The 19183-nt window shown below is 32.2% G+C and carries 20 protein-coding genes; 10 read left to right on the top strand and 10 right to left on the bottom strand.

Going from position 1 to position 19183, the window contains the following annotated elements:
• Window positions 1–75: 75 nt before the first annotated feature.
• The 3 genes from rplI to rpsF are packed head-to-tail and all read right to left on the bottom strand — an operon-like array spanning window position 76 to window position 1181.
• Window positions 76–528 (bottom strand): 50S ribosomal protein L9, encoded by a 453-nt coding sequence (rplI, locus tag M4I21_RS06315; protein ID WP_249558272.1) that lies wholly within the window; start codon window positions 526–528, stop codon window positions 76–78.
• A gap of 12 nt (window positions 529–540) precedes the next feature.
• Window positions 541–840, bottom strand: a complete 300-nt coding sequence (gene rpsR, locus M4I21_RS06310; RefSeq protein WP_170854752.1) for a 30S ribosomal protein S18 — start codon at window positions 838–840, stop codon at window positions 541–543.
• Between the two features lie 2 nt (window positions 841–842).
• Window positions 843–1181, bottom strand: coding sequence for a 30S ribosomal protein S6 (gene rpsF / locus M4I21_RS06305; protein WP_249558271.1), 339 nt, complete (start codon window positions 1179–1181; stop codon window positions 843–845).
• Between the two features lie 239 nt (window positions 1182–1420).
• On the opposite strand from rpsF, the gene M4I21_RS06300 reads away from it, so the two are divergent.
• On the top strand, window positions 1421–2113 hold the full coding sequence (locus M4I21_RS06300) for a LytR/AlgR family response regulator transcription factor (RefSeq protein ID WP_249558270.1): 693 nt from the start codon (window positions 1421–1423) through the stop codon (window positions 2111–2113).
• A gap of 59 nt (window positions 2114–2172) precedes the next feature.
• Here M4I21_RS06300 and priA read toward each other — a convergent pair whose 3' ends face one another.
• From priA to nadC, 4 genes are read right to left on the bottom strand one after another with little or no spacing between them, the layout of a single operon-like run.
• Window positions 2173–4629 (bottom strand): replication restart helicase PriA, encoded by a 2457-nt coding sequence (gene priA / locus M4I21_RS06295; RefSeq protein WP_249558269.1) that lies wholly within the window; start codon window positions 4627–4629, stop codon window positions 2173–2175.
• A gap of 8 nt (window positions 4630–4637) precedes the next feature.
• Window positions 4638–5078: a DUF2147 domain-containing protein gene (locus tag M4I21_RS06290; RefSeq protein ID WP_249558268.1), complete on the bottom strand. Its 441-nt coding sequence runs from the start codon at window positions 5076–5078 to the stop codon at window positions 4638–4640.
• Window positions 5065–6051: a YihY/virulence factor BrkB family protein gene (locus M4I21_RS06285; RefSeq protein ID WP_249558267.1), complete on the bottom strand. Its 987-nt coding sequence runs from the start codon at window positions 6049–6051 to the stop codon at window positions 5065–5067. The genes M4I21_RS06290 and M4I21_RS06285 overlap by 14 nt, the downstream gene beginning before the upstream one ends.
• The gene (gene nadC / locus M4I21_RS06280; protein ID WP_249558266.1) at window positions 6051–6908 is read right to left on the bottom strand and encodes a carboxylating nicotinate-nucleotide diphosphorylase; all 858 of its coding nucleotides are present in this window, start codon (window positions 6906–6908) and stop codon (window positions 6051–6053) included. The genes M4I21_RS06285 and nadC overlap by 1 nt, the downstream gene beginning before the upstream one ends.
• A 124-nt stretch (window positions 6909–7032) precedes the next feature.
• Between nadC and rlmH the strand changes: the two genes are divergently transcribed.
• The 3 genes from rlmH to M4I21_RS06265 all read left to right on the top strand — a co-directional run bounded on the left by rlmH (window position 7033) and on the right by M4I21_RS06265 (window position 10327).
• Window positions 7033–7506, top strand: coding sequence for a 23S rRNA (pseudouridine(1915)-N(3))-methyltransferase RlmH (rlmH, locus tag M4I21_RS06275; protein ID WP_249558265.1), 474 nt, complete (start codon window positions 7033–7035; stop codon window positions 7504–7506).
• An 85-nt stretch (window positions 7507–7591) separates the two neighbouring features.
• Window positions 7592–9154 carry a TlpA family protein disulfide reductase gene (locus tag M4I21_RS06270; protein WP_249558264.1) on the top strand — a complete coding sequence of 521 codons (1563 nt, stop codon included), beginning with the start codon at window positions 7592–7594 and terminating at the stop codon, window positions 9152–9154.
• Between the two features lie 165 nt (window positions 9155–9319).
• Window positions 9320–10327, top strand: coding sequence for a PDZ domain-containing protein (locus M4I21_RS06265; RefSeq protein WP_249558263.1), 1008 nt, complete (start codon window positions 9320–9322; stop codon window positions 10325–10327).
• Between the two features lie 62 nt (window positions 10328–10389).
• Here M4I21_RS06265 and serA read toward each other — a convergent pair whose 3' ends face one another.
• A complete protein-coding gene (gene serA / locus M4I21_RS06260) occupies window positions 10390–12282 on the bottom strand; it encodes a phosphoglycerate dehydrogenase (RefSeq protein ID WP_249558262.1) in 1893 nt (630 codons plus the stop codon).
• A 148-nt stretch (window positions 12283–12430) separates the two neighbouring features.
• Window positions 12431–12883: a methyltransferase family protein gene (locus M4I21_RS06255; RefSeq protein ID WP_249558261.1), complete on the bottom strand. Its 453-nt coding sequence runs from the start codon at window positions 12881–12883 to the stop codon at window positions 12431–12433.
• Between the two features lie 94 nt (window positions 12884–12977).
• Here M4I21_RS06255 and M4I21_RS06250 point away from each other — a divergent pair, with 94 nt between their 5' ends.
• From M4I21_RS06250 to M4I21_RS06225, 6 genes are all read left to right on the top strand, one after another.
• Window positions 12978–13562 carry a non-canonical purine NTP diphosphatase gene (locus M4I21_RS06250; protein ID WP_249558260.1) on the top strand — a complete coding sequence of 195 codons (585 nt, stop codon included), beginning with the start codon at window positions 12978–12980 and terminating at the stop codon, window positions 13560–13562.
• Window positions 13555–14184: a DUF4337 domain-containing protein gene (locus tag M4I21_RS06245; protein WP_249558259.1), complete on the top strand. Its 630-nt coding sequence runs from the start codon at window positions 13555–13557 to the stop codon at window positions 14182–14184. Before M4I21_RS06250 ends, M4I21_RS06245 begins: the two co-directional genes overlap by 8 nt.
• 154 nt (window positions 14185–14338) lie before the next feature.
• Window positions 14339–16183 (top strand): DEAD/DEAH box helicase, encoded by a 1845-nt coding sequence (locus tag M4I21_RS06240; RefSeq protein ID WP_249558258.1) that lies wholly within the window; start codon window positions 14339–14341, stop codon window positions 16181–16183.
• A gap of 156 nt (window positions 16184–16339) precedes the next feature.
• Entirely contained in the window at window positions 16340–17125 is a 786-nt protein-coding gene (locus M4I21_RS06235) for a carboxypeptidase-like regulatory domain-containing protein (protein WP_249558257.1), read from the top strand.
• A gap of 56 nt (window positions 17126–17181) precedes the next feature.
• On the top strand, window positions 17182–17553 hold the full coding sequence (locus M4I21_RS06230; RefSeq protein WP_249558256.1) for a hypothetical protein: 372 nt from the start codon (window positions 17182–17184) through the stop codon (window positions 17551–17553).
• A gap of 14 nt (window positions 17554–17567) precedes the next feature.
• The gene (locus tag M4I21_RS06225) at window positions 17568–17945 is read left to right on the top strand and encodes a PH domain-containing protein (RefSeq protein ID WP_249558255.1); all 378 of its coding nucleotides are present in this window, start codon (window positions 17568–17570) and stop codon (window positions 17943–17945) included.
• Between the two features lie 73 nt (window positions 17946–18018).
• Here the strand turns inward: M4I21_RS06225 and M4I21_RS06220 are convergent, their stop codons facing one another.
• Window positions 18019–19182 carry a sigma-54-dependent transcriptional regulator gene (locus M4I21_RS06220; protein ID WP_249558254.1) on the bottom strand — a complete coding sequence of 388 codons (1164 nt, stop codon included), beginning with the start codon at window positions 19180–19182 and terminating at the stop codon, window positions 18019–18021.
• Window position 19183 lies beyond the last annotated feature (1 nt).

The raw sequence follows: 19183 nt of genomic DNA, 5'->3' as shown, positions 1-19183 counted from the left end.
ATGCACTAAAATTAGAACAAAAAAAAAGAGTTATGCGCGCATAACTCTTTTTTCTATTAACAATATATTAACTATTTATTTAGATTCTGCTACTACTTCAAAAGGAAATTCAATAACAACCTCTCTGTGTAATCTAATCTGAGCAGCATAAGGCCCAGTTCTTTTAACAGCACCACCCTTAATAGTAATGAATTTTTTGTCAATTGACTGACCAGCTTTTTCAATAGCTGCAGCTAAATCTATATTAGAGATAGATCCAAACAATTTAGTACCAACACCAACTTTAGCAGGTATTTTAATTTCTAATTGTTTTAATGCATCAGAAACTTTAGTAGCCTCATCAACAATTTTCTTCTCTTTATGAGCTCTTTGCTTTAAGTTTTCCGCTAAAACCTTCTTTGCAGATGGTGTAGCAAGAGCACCTAAACCTTTAGGTATAAGAAAGTTTCTTCCGTATCCGTTTTTAACTTCAACTAGATCGTCTTTAAAACCTAAATTTTGTACGTCTTGTTTTAATATAAGTTCCATGTTTAGCTTTTTTTATTTTAATAAATCGCCAACATATGGCATTAATGCTAAATGACGTGCTCTTTTAACAGCAACAGCCACTTTTCTTTGATACTTCAATGAAGTTCCAGTAAGTCTTCTTGGAAGTAATTTACCTTGCTCGTTTACTAACTTGATTAAGAAGTCTGGATCTTTGTAATCTACATACTTGATACCAGATTTTTTAAATCTACAGTATTTCTTCTGCTTGTTAGTTTCAATGTTTAACGGAGTTAAATACCTGATTTCTCCGTCTTTTTTTCCTTTTGCTTGTTGTTCAATAGCTGACATAATCCTTAAGCTTTAGTTTTTAATTTTGTTCTTCTTCTCTCTGCCCAAGAAATTGCATGCTTGTCTAGTTTTACAGTTAAGAAACGCATAATACGTTCATCTCTTCTAAATTCTAGCTCATAGCCATTAATTACATCGCCAGGTGCAGAAAATTCAAACAAATGGTAAAAACCACTTTTCTTGTGTTGAATAGGATAGGCCAACTTTTTAAGTCCCCAATTTTCTTTGGCAACCATTTTGGAACCTTTTTTAATTAAGAAATCTTCAAATTTCTTAACTGTTTCCTCTATCTGTACATCAGATAGAACGGGATTCAAAATGAAAACAGTTTCGTAATGATTCATATTATATATATTTTTTTTACAGTTCGCAAAAGTACTTATTTTTTTCTGTTCTCACAAGAAAATAGAAAAAACTTCGTTATACTTTAAATACCTATGAATAAACCAAACCCAAAACCCAAATCATAACTCGTTTAATGCTAATTACACAACAGAATAGTGCATGTTCACATCTTTTCTTGCAATTCATCTGACATTTTTAGTACTTTAGCCGAGATTTAACCCCACAAATCAACTTATTTATGAAACTAAGATGTATAATTGTAGATGACTCCTCTATGCAACGTATGGCCGTTGCAAAGCTGGTAAACAATCATCCCAACTTAGCTATGGTAGCTGAGTACAGCAACGCCATAGAAGCAAAAAACGGACTTAAGAACAACGAAATTGATCTTATTTTCTTAGATGTTGAAATGCCAATAATTAACGGTTTTGATTTACTAGAGTCTCTAGAAAATCCTCCGCAAGTAATACTAATTACAGGAAAACCTGATTATGCTTTAAAGGCTTTTGACTACGACGTAACAGATTATTTACATAAACCTATTACAATGAGTAGGTTTGACGCCTCTGTAAAAAGAGCCGTTGCTAAATACGAGCAATTACATAGAGTAGTTGAGGACGAAGAGCACATATTTGTTAAAAGTAACCTTAAGAAACGCAAGGTTATTTTAAATGATATTAAGTGGATAGAAGCCTTAGGTGATTATATTAAACTGGTAACTGATGAAGCTAACATTGTAATTTTATCAACAATGAAATCTTTTGAAAAGCAATTACCAGAAGATAAATTTCTTAGAATTCACAAATCTTACATTGTAAACTTAGAAAAAGTTGAAAAATTTAATAGTAAAAATGTTGAAGTTGATGGGAGACAAATACCTTTAAGTAGAAATAAAAAGACCGAGCTTGCAGAAGCGCTAAGCAACGTCTAAACAATTATATACTCTTAATAAAAAAGCCGACTTATGTCGGCTTTTTTTATTGGTTATTTCTAAATATAATCTACATTGTAAATAACGCGCACACCTTTAAACTGCCCTATACTATCAAAAGATTTTTCAATTTTTCTAATATATGCCTTCGTTTTACCTAAAGGTTGATCTTTTTTCATTTTTAGAACTATATTTTTTAAATACTGATTTCGTATTCTCGAAACAGAAGGAAATTCTGGTCCTAAAACATTATCAGCAAAGGAAACACGTAAAGACTTAGCAAACCAAGCAGAAGCATCTTCCACCTTGCCGTAATCCCTGTGTTTAAATGTAATTTTTATTATTCTATTTAATGGCGGATACTTAAATTCTCTGCGCTCATTAATTTGATCTGTGTACATGCCCTCATAATCGTTAGCAGATACTTGCTGTAATATTTGATGGTATGGATTGTATGTTTGTATTAATACTTTTCCTCTCTTTTTTGCTCTACCTGCTCTACCAGACACCTGTGCCAGTAATTGATAACTACGCTCGTGCGCTCTAAAATCCGGAAAGTTTAAAAGGTTATCTGCATTCATTATCCCCACTAAACTAACATTACCAAAATCTAATCCTTTGGTTAGCATTTGTGTACCTACCAAAACATCTAGCTCGTGTTTTTCAAAAGATGTTATAATTTTCTCGTACGCATGCTTACCTCTTGTGGTATCCAAATCCATACGACCAATTCTAAGTTTAGGCATTATTTGTTGCAATTCTTGCTCTACTTGTTCTGTACCAAAACCTTTAGTATTAAGAGTTGCCATACCACAAGCCAAACAACTTTGCTGCAGTGCCATATGGTAACTACAGTAATGGCAACGCATTTGCTTTTTATATTGATGATAGGTTAAACTAACATCGCAATTAGGACATTGTGGAGAATGACCACAAGTTGTACATTCTACAATTGGCGCAAAACCTCTCCTATTCTGAAACAATATTACCTGTTCCCCTTCTTCAATAGCAGCAGTTATACCTTGCAATAAGCGCTCGGAGAAATGACCTTTCATACGTTTTTTACGCGTAAGTTCTTTAATGTCTACAAGCTCAACTTCTGGCATTAGAACATCACCAAACCTTCTGTTTATCTGTGCATAGCCATACTTTTGTTGTTTTACATTGTAAAAACTTTCTATACTTGGTGTTGCAGAACCCAAAAGAATATTACAACTACTAAAGTTTGCTAAAACAATAGCGCTATCTCTTGCGTGATACCTTGGCGCGGGGTCATATTGTTTAAAAGAAGACTCGTGCTCTTCATCAACAATAATTAACCCTAGATTAGAGAATGGTAAAAATAAAGAAGACCTTGCCCCTATTACAATCTGAGCCTTAGATTTGTTCGTTAAAACATTGTTCCAAACCTCTACTCTTTCGTGTACGGTATATTTAGAATGAAAGACTGCGACCTGTTGTCCAAAATAATTCTGAAGTCTAGCAATTAACTGTGTTGTTAAAGCAATTTCTGGCAACAAATATAAAGCCTGCTCCCCTTTTGCTAAACAATCTGCAATAAGTTTTACATATACTTCTGTTTTACCAGAAGAAGTTACTCCATGTAATAATGTAACTTTATTTTCTGCAAAACTTGCCTCTATATCCTGTAAAGCTTTCTCTTGATATTCGTTTAATTCTTTTAAAAGTGAAGGCTTTTTTGCGGCATCAAAAACCACCCTATCTGTTCTAACAAAGAACTCTTCTAAAATTTCTTTATCTATTAGTGTTTTTATTATTGATGCCGAAGACTCACTTTTTTCTTCTAATTCTTTAACTGTTATTTTTTTCTGATTTCTACCTTGTAACTGAAAAAGAGATAAAATTACTTTGCTTTGCTTAGGAGCTCTTGACAAAGAGTCTAATAGAGCACCTAGAGCATCCTCTGATTGATACTTTTCTCCTAACTTAACATAGCGTACCAATTTAGGTTTATACTGCTGGTAGACCTCTTCTTTGGTTAGAATTACATTTTTTTCTAATAAACGTTTAAGAATCGGAAGCACGTTCTTTTTATCTATTATAGCAGCAATTTCTTGCACCTTTAACATCGATTGGCGTTCTAATGCTTCAAACACCAAAAACTCTTCATCCGTTAAAGCATCTTCTTGTACAATGCTCTCTGGATTTTTTAAAATTAAAGTTTCACTCTCTAATAAGAAAGCTCCAGGAACGGCACTTCTAAAAACTTCACCAATAGAACACATATAGTAAGACGCTACCCAAGACCAATGCTTAATTTGTAGTTCTGTTACTATAGGGTCATCATCTAATATTTGATGTATTTCTTTAGCCTCGTATACTATTGGTGCGGTAGTGTGTATTTCTGCAACTAAGGCAGTATGTATTTTAGATTTGCCAAATGGCACAGCAACCCGCATTCCTATTTTTAGAAAATTGGCTTCCGCTTTAGTAATGCTATACGTAAATAACTTCTCTAAAGGAATTGGTAAAATTACATTTATAAAATGCTGCATAACAAGTGTTACTCCTTAACACGAATCCAAGTTTGTGTTCTGTAGATAAAAGCTAAATAACCACGTACTTTTAGTTTATCACTATCTTCCGGGTCTAACCAAATTTTACATCTAAAAGTCATTGCTTGCTCTGGATCAAAAAGATATTTTCCTTTGTACTCGTTCTTATCTGTTTTTTCTGCATTTTTAATAATATGTAAACCTAAAATTGGAGCATTTTTTAAGTCACCTTCACACTTTTCACAAACAGCATTTCTTCGTTTTGGATCAACAATTTTAACAATTTCTCCATACATTTTGCCATTTTTCTCATAGACGTTAATAATGGCTTTTTCGTTACCGTTTCTGTCGTCAATAGTTTTCCATTTACCAAAAACAGATTGCGCTACACTAATATGAGCCACAAAAAATAATATTGCTATGCTTAAGTATGTTTTATTCTTCATCATTCTTTATAATTTTTTTCTTTAGAGAATTTAATGTTGCATTCAACTCAAAACCTAGTAAAAGGATATTGGCGTTTAACCAAATATAAACCATCAGAATTAATAATCCTCCTAATGCCCCGTACAATTCATTATACCTTGCAAACTTATCTACGTAAACCCCAAAGAAGTAAGAAGTTAAGATAAATAAAATAGTTGTCATTAGAGAACCTGCAGAGAAAAATTTAGTCTTTTTACCTTCAGCCGTACCAAAGTAGTACAATATCGAAATAGATAAATAAGATAAAAATGTAAAGTAAATAATCTTAGTAATTTCTGTAGCCCAAAGATCTGTTTCTTCCAAACCAGTCCCAAAGTAAACCTGCGTGGTGTCTGATATGTTTTCTATTACATAAATCTCAAAATACATATATACAATTGCACTTACAATGATAAGTATAGACAGTAATAAACCTACCATAAAAGCATACGCATATTGCCTTAAAAAGTGACGGCTTAGCCCTACGTGATAAGAGTTTTCAAACCCGCTAAAAATAGCATTTACGCCATTTGCTATTAAAAATGTAGATAGTAAAAATGTAGACGAAAGTAAACCTCCACGCCTCTGACTCATTATTTCATCGTAAATCTGATCAAAAAAATAGTCGTTAATAGCATTAGGTAACACATACTCTAAGTACGCTATAAACTCTGTATTTAAATTAGTGTCCGGATTTCCAGAATCTACATAAGGTATTAAGAATGGGATTAAGGTTACCAAGAAAATTAACAACGGAAACAATGCCATAAACAAGCTAAATGCAATGGCACTTGCTCTAGTAGACAGGGTTCCTTTTATTATACCATTAAGGTAAAGCTCTATTAAATCGTATAAGGACAAGCCAACAAAGGCTGGTAATGTAATCTTTTTTAAAAGCATTACAATCCAATTTACCACTGGTATTTTTGCTAGTTTAGCTTCTATATCTGCCGACATTAAACTGCTTTAAGACTTAAATCCATATTATATACCGAATGTGTTAAGGCTCCCGAAGAAATATAATCTACACCACACTCTGCATAATCACGAATGGTTTTTTCATTAATACCTCCACTAGATTCTGTTAAGCACTTATCACCAATTAAAGCAACCGCAGTTCTTGTATCTTCGTAATTAAAGTTATCTATAAGAATACGGTACACACCATCTGTCTTTAAAATTTCTTTAATCTCATCTAGATCTCTAGCTTCAACAATAATTTTTAAATCTCTATCGGATTCTTTTAAGTATTCTTTTGTTTTCTCTATTGCTTTGGTTACACCACCTGCAAAATCTATGTGGTTGTCTTTTAGCATAATCATATCATACAAAGCAAACCTATGGTTTTCTCCGCCTCCTATTTTTACAGCCCATTTTTCTGCAGCACGTAAACCAGGTGTCGTTTTACGTGTATCTAAAATTTTAGTATTTGTACCTTCTAATAATTTTACAAAAAAGTTGGTTTTAGTAGCAATTGCACTCATACGTTGCATTGCATTTAATACCAAACGTTCTGCTTTTAATATACTTTGTGAGCTACCAGTTACATAAAAAACAATATCTCCTTGCTTTACAGTTTCACCATCATTAATAAGTGTTTCTACTTGCAAGCCCTTATCTACATATGCAAAAACTTGTTTTGCAAATTCTACACCTGCAATAATACCTTGATCTTTTACCAAGAGTTTTGCCTTGCCTTTTGCAGCAGCAGGTATGCACGCCAAAGAGCTATGATCACCATCACCAACATCTTCACGTATTGCATTACTTATAATTAGGTCTATTTCTTTCTGAAACTGCTCTTCTGAAATCATTAATCTATTTTGTTTTGTGCTAATTTACTAAAATGTTTTCTGAAACTTTAGCTGTTTATTTGATAATCTATATAATGCATATATTAAGTTACTAATTTTAAAAATTGACGCTTATATTTGTGGCATGACTATTAAGCTACTAGCCATTGGCAAAACCGATAATAAAAATTTACAAGCTTTAATTGCTGAATACGAAAAGCGATTAGGGCATTATATTAAGTTTGATTTAGATATTATTCCCGATATAAAAAACGTAAAAAATTTATCTGAAGCCCAACAAAAAGAAAAAGAAGGTGAGCTTATTTTAAAAAAATTAACTCCTACAGATGTACTTGTTCTTTTGGATGAAAACGGAAAACAGTTTACTTCTGTAGATTTTTCTGATTACCTACAAAAGAAAATGAATGCCGGAATTAAACAATTGGTTTTTGTTATTGGAGGTCCTTATGGCTTTAGTGATGCCATTTACACTACAGCAAAAGGAAAAATTAGCCTTTCTAAAATGACATTTTCTCACCAGATGGTACGTTTATTTGTGGTTGAGCAAATTTATAGAGGGTTTACTATTCTACGCAATGAGCCTTATCATCATAGGTAAAATAGCTTTAACTAATTTTTAATAGTCTTATTCTTATTTAAATGATATAAAGTTATATTTTAGAACTAAAAAAATTAGTTTTAATATGAAACGCAATAAACTATTATACATAACAACACTTTTCATATTATTTAGTTTATTGTTTGCCTGCAAAAAAGACAAAACAACCACCTCAGTTAGCACTGAACAGACAAATACCACTAAAAAAACTTATAAACCTATTGTTATTAGAGGAACATCTAATGACAAAAAAGCTCTAGAATTTTTTAACATCCTAAATTACTCTTACCTATACGGAACAAACCACAAGGGACAAAATAAAAGGGTATATGACAGTGTTTATAATAATACATTAGATAGTATAGAAAAGCCACAAATTATTGAATTAATGAGTTTTGGAGATGATTTTTACAATACTCGTGTTTTAGTTTCTCCTGGTGATAGTATAAAGTTTTCTACTGAGAAAGGGCATTTACAATTTTTAGGTAAAAATGCTTCTCATTATAATTTCTACACTGCTTTAGATTCTTTACAGTTAAAGTGGCCTACATTTAAAAATAACATTAAACAATATAAAGACAGTTGCTCTTATGTCTATAACGCAAAAAAACTTTTCTATGAATCTTATATTAAAAACAATGTAGTTTCTAACGACTTTAAAAGTCTTGTTAGCCAAGAAATAGAATATGAATATTTATACAACTTAATGGCTCCTAGAAATATAAAGTCGGAGTGCTCTGTAAGTTATTTTAACAATACAGAAAGTGTTTTTTCTACATTAAATAAACCTAAAAATTTAAAATCTGAAGAAATTTTTAATCCAAAAAAATACTTTAACAATGTTACCATAGCTGATTTTAAAAAACCAGAATTAATTAATAATGACTATTTTAAAAGAAGCCTTACTGACTTTATTAGACACTATTTTGTTACTTATGATTATTTAGACTATTCAGAAAAAACCTTTACTAAAGAAAAAAATTTTATAGAAAAAAACCTAGACGGAGAATTAAAGCATTTTGCCATAAGCAGACTTATTTATGATTATTATGAAAAAGGATTTGGAAACAGCAAAACCAATGTAGATATTCTTAATAAGGTTATTAACGAGTATAAGCCTTTACTAAAAAATGCATCTTACGTAAATGAATTAACTGCTATTCAAGAAAAAACAAAGCTTTTAAATTTAGAACTTCCTAGTATTGTTTTAGATGAAAAATTGTTAACTATTAAAGGCTACACTATACAGTTAAAAGATATTTTAAAGCAAAGTGAGGGTAAAATAAAAGTTATAGATTTTTGGGCTAGTTGGTGTGGTCCTTGCATTACTGAAATTAAAAAGAGCTCTAACTTTAAAAACAATTTATCTAAAAAACAACCTATTAACTGGATTTACATTTCTATTGATGAAAACCAGAAACAGTGGTTACAAAAATCCAAAACATTAGAGTCTAAACTAGAGAGTAAACAACAGTATTTATTACTAAACAGCAAATACCCTAAACTTCTAAAGTATTTAAGGATAGAAACAATTCCTAGATATTCTATAATAAACAAAAACAATGAAATTATGTTAGAAAACGCTCCAAGACCATCAGACAGTATAAATTTTAAACGAATTATTAATAAAATAGTTTCTACTAAATAGTACAAATACTTTAACTAATATTTGAAAACAAAACTCCTTTACATACTATTATTTAGTTTTTCTACTACGATTTTTTGTCAAAATATAGTACATACACTTCCTTTTAAATTAGTTAAAAACAGAATATTTATAAAAGGTAAAATAAATAACAACGTGTGTTATTTTATGTACGACACAGGTTCTAGTGGTTTTAATATTGATCATCAGTTTGCCAGAAAAAACCATATAGATTTAACCAAAAAAGATATTACAATCTCTCTAGGAGATACATTTAATCGCTATTTAACAAAAGAAGATAACATAAGAAGTGTATTAGTTAACGAATACGATTCTAATGCTTTTCATAAAGCAACCATTAACCTAGACTTTTTTAAACAATTTAATGTAAAAGTTGATTACCATAAAAAACGAATAACACTGAGCACTAATGAAGAGCAAAATTTAGATCAAAGTAATAGTATCTTATTATCAAAAAACAAGGACAATTTATACCTGTACGGTTTTTATGAAATTTATGGTACAGTTACAATTGCTGACACAGTTATATCTGGCCACTTTATGCTAGATACAGGAAATGGCAGATATGTTACGTTGCTAAATTACCCAAACAATAATTTAAACGAATTAAAAAAAAGCATTGTAAATAATTTTAGTTATGTAAACGTAGCTATGTTAACAGCACACTCAAATGGCTTAAACAATACACTTATAACCAATAAAACTAAAGTACTTATTGGGACTAAAACGTACAATGGTGTACTAGTAGATATTGCAAATACAACACTAAACAATTTCCCCAACAATAAGTTTATTGGTTTTATAGGAGGCGGAATGCTAAAGCATTTTTCCATTTACAGTAACCAGAATAGGCTAATATTAGAACAATCTAGAGATAACGTAAAGGTAGCGTCTGAATTAATTACTGATGGTTTTAAAATTATAAAAAGAGGCAAAAAAGCATTTGTGAGCACCACTTTCACCAATAAAACTAATACCTCAGAAGTTTCCTTAAATGATCAAGTTTTAGAAATAAACAACACCCCCGTTAAGGATTTAAACAATACAGAAATAGAGCAGCTAAAAACAAAACTAGGAAACGTTATTAGCTATAAACTAAAAAGGAAAAAGAACATATTCTTTATAAAAACTAAGGTGAAAAATTATCTAGAATAATATGTAATAAAAAAGACCGCACTTTTCAGTACAGCCTTTTTTAATTTATAAGTAGTAAGATACTAATATAGAACTCTAAATTTAATAGTGTTTTCTACCTTTTTTAAAGCCTTAATAACTTCTTTGTTATACTTTTTATCTAAGTCGGTAATTACATAACCAACATCACTATCCGTAGATAAATACTGGCCCGTAATGTTCATCTCGTACTCTGCTAAAACCTTGTTTATTTTAGCCATAACTCCTGGTACATTTTTATGAATGTGTAAAAAACGATGTGCATTTGTTTGTCTTGGCAAACGTATGCTTGGGAAATTTACAGCATCTACAGTATTACCAGAGTTTATATAATCCATAATCTTATTAGGCACAAAATCGGCAATATCTCTTTGTGCTTCTTCTGTACTACCACCAACATGTGGCGTAAGTATTACATTTTCTAAACCTTGTAACTCTGTAAAAAACGCACCGTTAGAACGTGGCTCTTCCGGATATACATCTACTGCTGCCCCACCAATTTTACCACTTTTTAATGCGGCAACTAAAGCTTGTATATCTACCACAAAACCACGTGATAAGTTGATAAGCATAGCACCATTTTTCATTTGATTAATTTCGCGCTCACCAATAAAATTTTTGTTTACTTGGTTATCATCTATATGTAATGTTACAACATCAGATACATTTAATAAATCTTCTAACGTGTTACATTTAACTGCATTTCCTAAAGCTAATTGGTCGTTAACATCATAATAATACACACGCATACCAATTGCTTCTGCTAAAACAGATAATTGCTTGCCAATATTACCGTAACCTACAATACCTAAGTTTTTACCACGCACCTCTCTAGAGTTTGCTGCAGTTTTATTCCATTGCCCATTGTGTATTTCCTGACTCCTAGGAAACACATTACGCATTAATGTAATAATTTCTCCTATCGCCAATTCTACTACAGAACGCGTATTACTATAAGGAGCGTTAAAAACAACAACACCTTTTTTCTTTGCACTTTCTAAATCTATTTGTGTAGTACCTATACAAAAAGCACCAACTACTAATAATTTATCTGCTGCTTCTAATACTTTTTTAGTAACCTGTGTTTTAGAACGAATACCTAAAACGTGTACCCCTTTTAATTTTTCTATTAATTCATCTTCTGGTAAACTGTGTTTTACCAATTCTACAGAAAAACCATCTTCAGATAAATTATGAAATGCTGCCGGATGCACATTTTCTAGCAACAATATTTTTATTCTATTTTTTGGGTATGATATTTTTCTTGGCAAATCGTTCACAAACAAAAACTCATCCATATTAGGTGTAACGTGGTCTGCATTTGTTGTAGCTTTATCTCTACTTACATTTTCCGTGTATGCAAAAAACTTATCTGCAATACCAGCTTCACGCATCACATAATCGCTATACCCATCTCCTATTACTTGTACCTCACCTTCTAAGTGTAAATTTTTAAGACATTCTATTTTTCCGTTGTGAGAGGCCAATACATTAGCTTCGTCAAACCCAATAATATTTCCGTCTTCATCAAACTTAAATGTGTTTGCATATACTTTATCAGATGGGATGTCATACTCTTTCACTATAGGATCTATAAACTCTTTAAATCCGCAAGAGATTACATAAATATCATCCGTATAATTCTGAAAAAAATCTTTGTTCGTTTCAATAGACTTAGAAATTTTATCTCTAAGCTGTTCTACCAACTGTGTTAAATGGCTTTTGTGAGCGTTTAGCAGTTTTATTCGCTTTTCCAAGGATTCTGTAAAGGAAATATCACCATCTATTCCTAGGTTGGTAATTTCTTGAATTTCCCTAATAATTTCATCTTTGTTTGCATTGCCTTGTAACGAAATCTCTGCTAAAACATCTAAAGCTTCAACTCTGGTTAAAGTGCTATCAAAATCAAAAACATATTTTCTCCCTTGGTCTACCATTTTAAAACAATTTAAGTAGTAAAAGTAAAAAATATTACCCTGTACACCCCTACTTCTATTTAAAAATTAATGCAAAAAAAGCGTATCACAACATATAGTATATAAATTGTTTTTTAACCCCCATTAAATTAAGAATATGATAATAGAATTAGAACCAGCGACGTACTTTTTTGGTGTACATTGTAAATTCCTTACCAAATTTTGTTGTTAAAACCTCTTCTTCTGGTTTTATCTGGTATGCATTTATATAAGACACAAAACCTGCCGCCAACAAAGAATTAAATGCATTACCTAAATACAAACCCCAAGCAATAAGCAGCAACAGCATAGCCAAATACATAGGATTTCTAGTATAAGCGTATACTCCACTTGTAACCAATGTGCTCGTTTTATCTAAATCTTTAGGATTAACAGTTGTCTTTGCCTTAAAAAATTTATAGGTTGATGCTCCTAAAACAAAAATCATAACCACTAACAAACCTTTTAAAAGCGTTGTTCTTCCAAAAAAATCGAAAATTCCAAAAGGTAAAAACCGTGCCAAAACATACATTAGCAAACCAAAAATAAATACCACTACTACAGGCGGAAGCTTTAACGACATACTTATTAAATTTAAGAGAATAAAATTACTACTTTTGGCCGACGTTTTACCGAGCTTTATTAAAAAGATTAGTTAGACTGAAAACTATTTAGATATGAAAATTGTATTTGCTACGCATAATAACAACAAGCTCAAAGAGGTTAAAGCATTGCTGCCTAACACTATAACTCTTGTTTCCTTAACAGACATAAACTGCATTGAAGAGATTCCAGAAACAGCAGACACAATAGAAGGTAATGCGATACAAAAAGCAAATTACATTACAGAGAACTACAATTTACCTTGTTTTTCTGATGACACAGGACTACTGGTAGATGCACTAAATGGTGAACCTGGTATTTACGCTGCACGTTATGCTGGTGAGCAAAAAAACGCTGAAGACAATATGGCTAAACTATTAGATAAGTTAGGGAACAATACCAATAGAGCTGCACATTTTAAAACTACCATTGCTCTAAACCTAAACGGAGAACAAATAGTTTTTAATGGTATTGTAGAAGGTACTATTACAAAGGACAAACAAGGAAAAGAAGGCTTTGGATACGATCCTATTTTTAAACCTAACGGATACCACCAAACATTTGCAGAATTACCATTAGAAACCAAAAACCAAATTAGCCATAGAGCTAAAGCCACAAAACAATTAATAGCATATTTAAAAGATTATAAAAATGCATAAAGACACAGTTGAAGTTTCTGTAGCATCTGAACGTGCAGAAGCTTACGGAGGCGTTCTTATTGCCTTATTCGCTGCACTAATGGCAATATCGCAATTGGTTAATGGTGAACTAGAGGAGGAAATGATGATTGCTCATAATAAGATCGTTAACTATTCTAATTGGTACCAATCTAAAAGTATTAAAGAAAGTCTAAAAGAAAGTGAGTTAGATAATCTTGAAGCTTTAATGTATACAAATACTATTACAGAAGATAAAAAAAGCTTTGTTTACGAAAAGATTGAAAAGACCAAACTTAAGGTTGCTAAATACAAAGCAGAGAAAAAAGAGATTTTAATTGGCTCCAAAAACCTACCTAAAAAAGAATGGGTACAAGATTTAGATGGTAAAAAAGGAGTAATAGTAGGAATTAATGAGTGGAAATTATTAGCAAAAAAATACGATATCGCGACACGTAAGTTCGATTTTGGTGTACTTTTTTTTCAAATTAGCATTGTTTTAGGCGCTGTTTGTATCATTATTTACGATAATCCGAAGCTTCAAAAAGCACTTGTAATAATGATGGTAGTCTTTGGTATCATTGGTGTTGTGATGTCTATTTACGGTTACAGCTTAGCCCCTTAATTTAAGATAAACTTAGGTTCCTTAGTTATTTAGAATATAAAGCGTACCTTTGCAACTTAATAAAAACGCCGCTAGTATAGCATGTGTTACTCTGAGTTCTAATGTGATAAACGCTCTATGTAACATACATATTTGCGATTAAGTACAACATATTATGACAAAATTTGAAGCACTAGGACTAGATAAGTCCTTACTAGATGCTATTACAGACCTTGGGTTTGAATCTCCTTCAGAGGTACAAGAAAAGGCAATTCCAATTCTTTTAGAACAAGATACGGACCTTGTGGCATTAGCCCAAACAGGTACTGGAAAAACAGCCGCTTTTGGTTTTCCGTTAATTCAGAAAATTGATAAAAGCAGCAGAACTACACAAGGATTAATTCTTTCACCAACACGTGAACTTTGTTTACAAATTACAAACGAGCTTAAAGCGTATTCTAAATACGAAAAAGGACTTAATGTAGTTGCAATTTACGGTGGTGCTAGTATTTCAGATCAAGCAAACCAAATTAGAAGAGGAGCACAAATTGTTGTTGCTACTCCTGGTAGAATAAAAGATATGATTAGCCGTGGTATGGTTAACATTTCTAAACTTGACTACTGTATATTAGATGAGGCTGATGAGATGTTAAATATGGGCTTCTATGAAGACATAAAAGATATTTTATCTAACACTCCAGATGACAAATACACGTGGTTATTCTCTGCAACTATGCCTAGAGAAGTATCTACAATTGCTAAGAAATTTATGCGCAATCCACAAGAAATTACTGTGGGTTCTAAAAATGCAGGTGCTTCTACTGTACAACATGAGTATTATGTTGTTGGTGGTAGAGACAGGTACCCTGCCTTAAAAAGATTAGCAGATACAAACCCAGATATTTTCTCTGTGATTTTCTGTAGAACAAAAAGAGACACTCAAAAAGTTGCCGAAAACTTAATTGAAGACGGTTACAACGCAGGTGCTTTACACGGAGATTTAAGTCAAAACCAAAGAGATTTGGTAATGAACTCATTCCGTAAAAAACAAATACAAATTCTTGTTGCAACAGATGTTGCTGCACGTGGTATTGATGTAGATGATATTACACACGTAATAAACTACCAATTACCAGATGAAATAGAAACATACACACACCGTAGTGGTCGTACCGGTAGAGCTGGTAAGTCTGGTGTATCTATGGTAATTATTACACGTAGTGAATTACGTAAAATAAAAGCTATAGAGAACAAGTTACAAACTGAATTCTTAGCAAAGAAAATTCCAACTGGAATGGAAATTTGTGAGACTCAGTTACATCACTTAGCAAACAAAATAAAAGCTACTGAAATTAATGAGGAAATAAACAATTATTTACCTGCAATTAACGAAGTACTAGAAGGTGTAGACAGAGAAGACCTTATTAAAAAGATAATATCTGCAGAATTTGGTCGTTTCCACGATTACTACAACAAAACTAAAGATCTTAACAGTTCTGGTTCTGACCGTGGTGAACGCGGAGATCGTAACGATCGCGGTAGAGATAAAGCAGAAGTACCAACAAGTGGTTCTGTACGTTACTTTATTAATGTTGGTGAGCGTGATGATTACGACTGGATGACTTTAAAAGATTTCTTAAAAGACACTGTTGGTCTTGGTAAAGAAGATGTATTTAAAGTTGACGTTAAAGAGAGTTTCTCTTTCTTTAATACAGATGCAGAACACTCTGAAAAAGTATTAGCAACATTTACTGAATTTAAAGTAGACGGTAGATTTGTAAACGTTGAAGTATCTAACAACCCTGGAGGTGGCGGAAGCCGCGGACGTAGTGGTGGTGGAGGAAGAGATCGTGGCGGACGCAGTGGCGGAGGCAGAGATCGTTCTTCTTCATCTCGTAGTGGTGGTAGTAGAGATAGCAGAGGTGGTGGAGATAGAAGCCGCTCTCGTAGCAGCGAAAGTAGAGGAAGTCGCGATAGCGGTGGAGGTTACGGAAGCAAAAAAACGAAAAGAAGATACTAATCTTTTAAGTTAATAGAATATTAAAAAATACGCTTCGGCGTATTTTTTTTGTTTATTTACTACCTTTAAAATAATTTAAAAACCCAACAACTCTTTAAAGAAGAGACAATCTTTAATATCTTAGACTTTTCAGCTTTAGATAAATGACAAATTTTTATGAACAAATACATACTACTTCTCTTTAGCCTTATTTGCTTTTCCGGTTTTTCTCAGGATAAAAAAAAGAATTCTAAAGAAGAAGAAAACGAGTTCGCAGCTACAATTATAAATGCACTAACAGACGAACCAATGTCTAGCGTACATATTATAAACCTAAACCAAGTTAAAGGTACCATTACAGATCAAGATGGTAAATTTAAAATACCTGCCGTAGCTAATGATACATTATACTTAACATATCTTGGTTTCAAATCTCAAAAAATTAGAGTTACTAATGATATGCTTAAATTTAAGGATACCAAAATAACACTAACAGAACTTGCTTTTGCCTTGGAAGAAGTGGTTGTAAAACCTTTTGAGTTAACCGGTTTTTTAGAGATTGATGCAAAAAACATAACACTAAACGATTCTTACCAATATGCAATCTCAGGTTTAAATACAGGTTACGAGGCTGGTAATAAAAACCCTAGTGCTGTTACAAAAGTACTTGGCGCCATATTAAACCCTGCCGATTTACTCCGTAATTTATTTGGAAAAAAACCTGCGCAAATGCGTAAATTGCGACAAATAAAAGAAGACGATCGTATTAGAGATTTATTAGCTGCAAAATTTGACAGAGAAACTCTTGCCGAGTTACTTCAGCTAGAAAAGATTGATATTGAAGACATTTTAAGCAACTGTAACTACTCTAAAACATTTATACTTACCGCAAACGATTTGCAAATATTAGATGCCATTAGCGGCTGTTATGAAGAGTATAAGGTTTTAAACCGAAAAAAATAATAAAACATAAAAAAGACAGTACATACTGTTTACAACATACACATACTATCCTAACTATGGAAAAATTAGAATTTTTACAAAAAAATATATTTACAGATCTTAAAAACGTAAACACAGGATTTGATACAGAAGAAAACTATTACTTTTCTGAGCTAGACTTTGCTATGATCTTAGAACGTATTGAATATTTTGGCATTGGCATTCATACTATTAAGCCTTACGTAAACGAAGAATTTGCAAGCGTTAAAACAAACGAAGATTACAGAAAAAAAGCAACAGACTCTAAATGGTACAAAAGAGCTTTTTACGATTTTAAAAAGGCAACTCCAGCTATGCTTTACGCTGCAGAATACAAAGTATCTAGTAAATTGCTAAACAAAGGAAAAGAAGAAGACAAAGAAGAAAGCACTACTGAGGAGTCTAACTAGTTAAGAAGAATACAATGGGGATATTTAACAAATTACTTGGTAATGCTAGTGAAGTTTCTGTAGAAAAACTTAATGAGAAATACAGAAGACTATTAATAGATGGAGAACAAGTAGAACTGGGCTTTAAATTAGTAAGAGACACTTTTATGTTTACCAACAAACGTTTAATACTAATAGACGTTCAAGGCATTACTGGTAGTAAGGCAGAATATAAATCTATGCCTTACAAGAGTATTTCTAGATTTTCTTTAGAGACGGCAGGTACATTTGATTTAGATGCCGAATTAAAAATTTGGATTTCTAGTGAAAACCTACCTTCTGTAAGTAAAAAGTTTAACAAAAGCATAGATGTTTACGAAGTACAAAAATACTTAGGAAGCAAAGTAATGTAATACTCCCAAACATATAAATACAAAAAAGCCTCGATTTAAAAATCTAGGCTTTTTTGTATACTTTAAACTAGAATTATTTACTAGCAAATAATTTTACATCCTCCTCTGTAACTTCTTGTCCACCCAAAATAATAAGACGCTCTACAACATTACGTAGCTCTCTAATATTCCCGGTCCAATCGTAACTCTTTAATAAAGAAATTGCTTTTTCAGAAAATACCTTTTTAGACGTTCCTTGCTCCTTACCAATCTTATCTGCAAAATAGGTTATTAATAAAGGAATATCATCTCTCCTATCATTTAAAGAAGGTACTTTAATAAGTATAACCGCCAATCTATGGTATAAATCTTCCCTAAAATTACCGTCAGCAATTTCCTTTTTTAAATCTTTATTGGTTGCCGCTATAACCCTAACATCTACCTTAATATCTTTATCTGTACCAACTCTAGAAATTTTACTTTCTTGCAAAGCACGCAACACCTTTGCTTGTGCAGACAGACTCATATCTCCTATTTCATCTAAAAAAATAGTTCCCTTATTAGCTGCTTCAAACTTACCTGCCCTATCCTTTACAGCTGACGTAAATGCACCTTTAACGTGCCCAAAAAGTTCACTCTCTATTAATTCTGATGGTATTGCAGCACAGTTAACCTCTATAAATGGCGCTTTGCTACGCGGACTTTTTTCGTGCACCCAATGTGCAACCAATTCTTTCCCTGTACCATTAGATCCCGTAATTAAAACACGCGCATCTGTAGGAGCTACTTTTTCTATCATATCTTTAATTAAAGATATGCCATCGCTCTCCCCTATCATCTGGTAGTTTTTACTTACCTTCTTTTTTAAGATCGTATTCTCTACAACAAGCTCTTTACGATCTAAAGCATTACGAACTGTTGTTAACAATCTATTTAAATCTGGCGGCTTAGAAATATAATCAAAGGCACCTAAACGCATTGTGTTTACTGCCGTATCTAAATCTCCGTGTCCAGATATCATAATAAAAGCAACTTCCGGTTTTATTTTACGCGCAGCTTCTAACACCTCTACACCATCCATTTTTGGCATTTTAATATCGCACAGAACTAGGTCGTAATCGTTCTTCTTTATCGCCTCAATTCCTTTTAAACCGTCTTCTGCCTCTTCAACATTATAAGTTTCACTTTCTTCTGATAATATTTTTACCAAAACTCTGCGTATTGCAGCTTCATCTTCTATTACTAATATTTTTGACATA

It is taken from the genome of Cellulophaga sp. 20_2_10 (assembly GCF_023476645.1).
GTDB lineage: Bacteria > Bacteroidota > Bacteroidia > Flavobacteriales > Flavobacteriaceae > Cellulophaga.
This window is presented reverse-complemented; position numbering and strand designations above follow the sequence as displayed.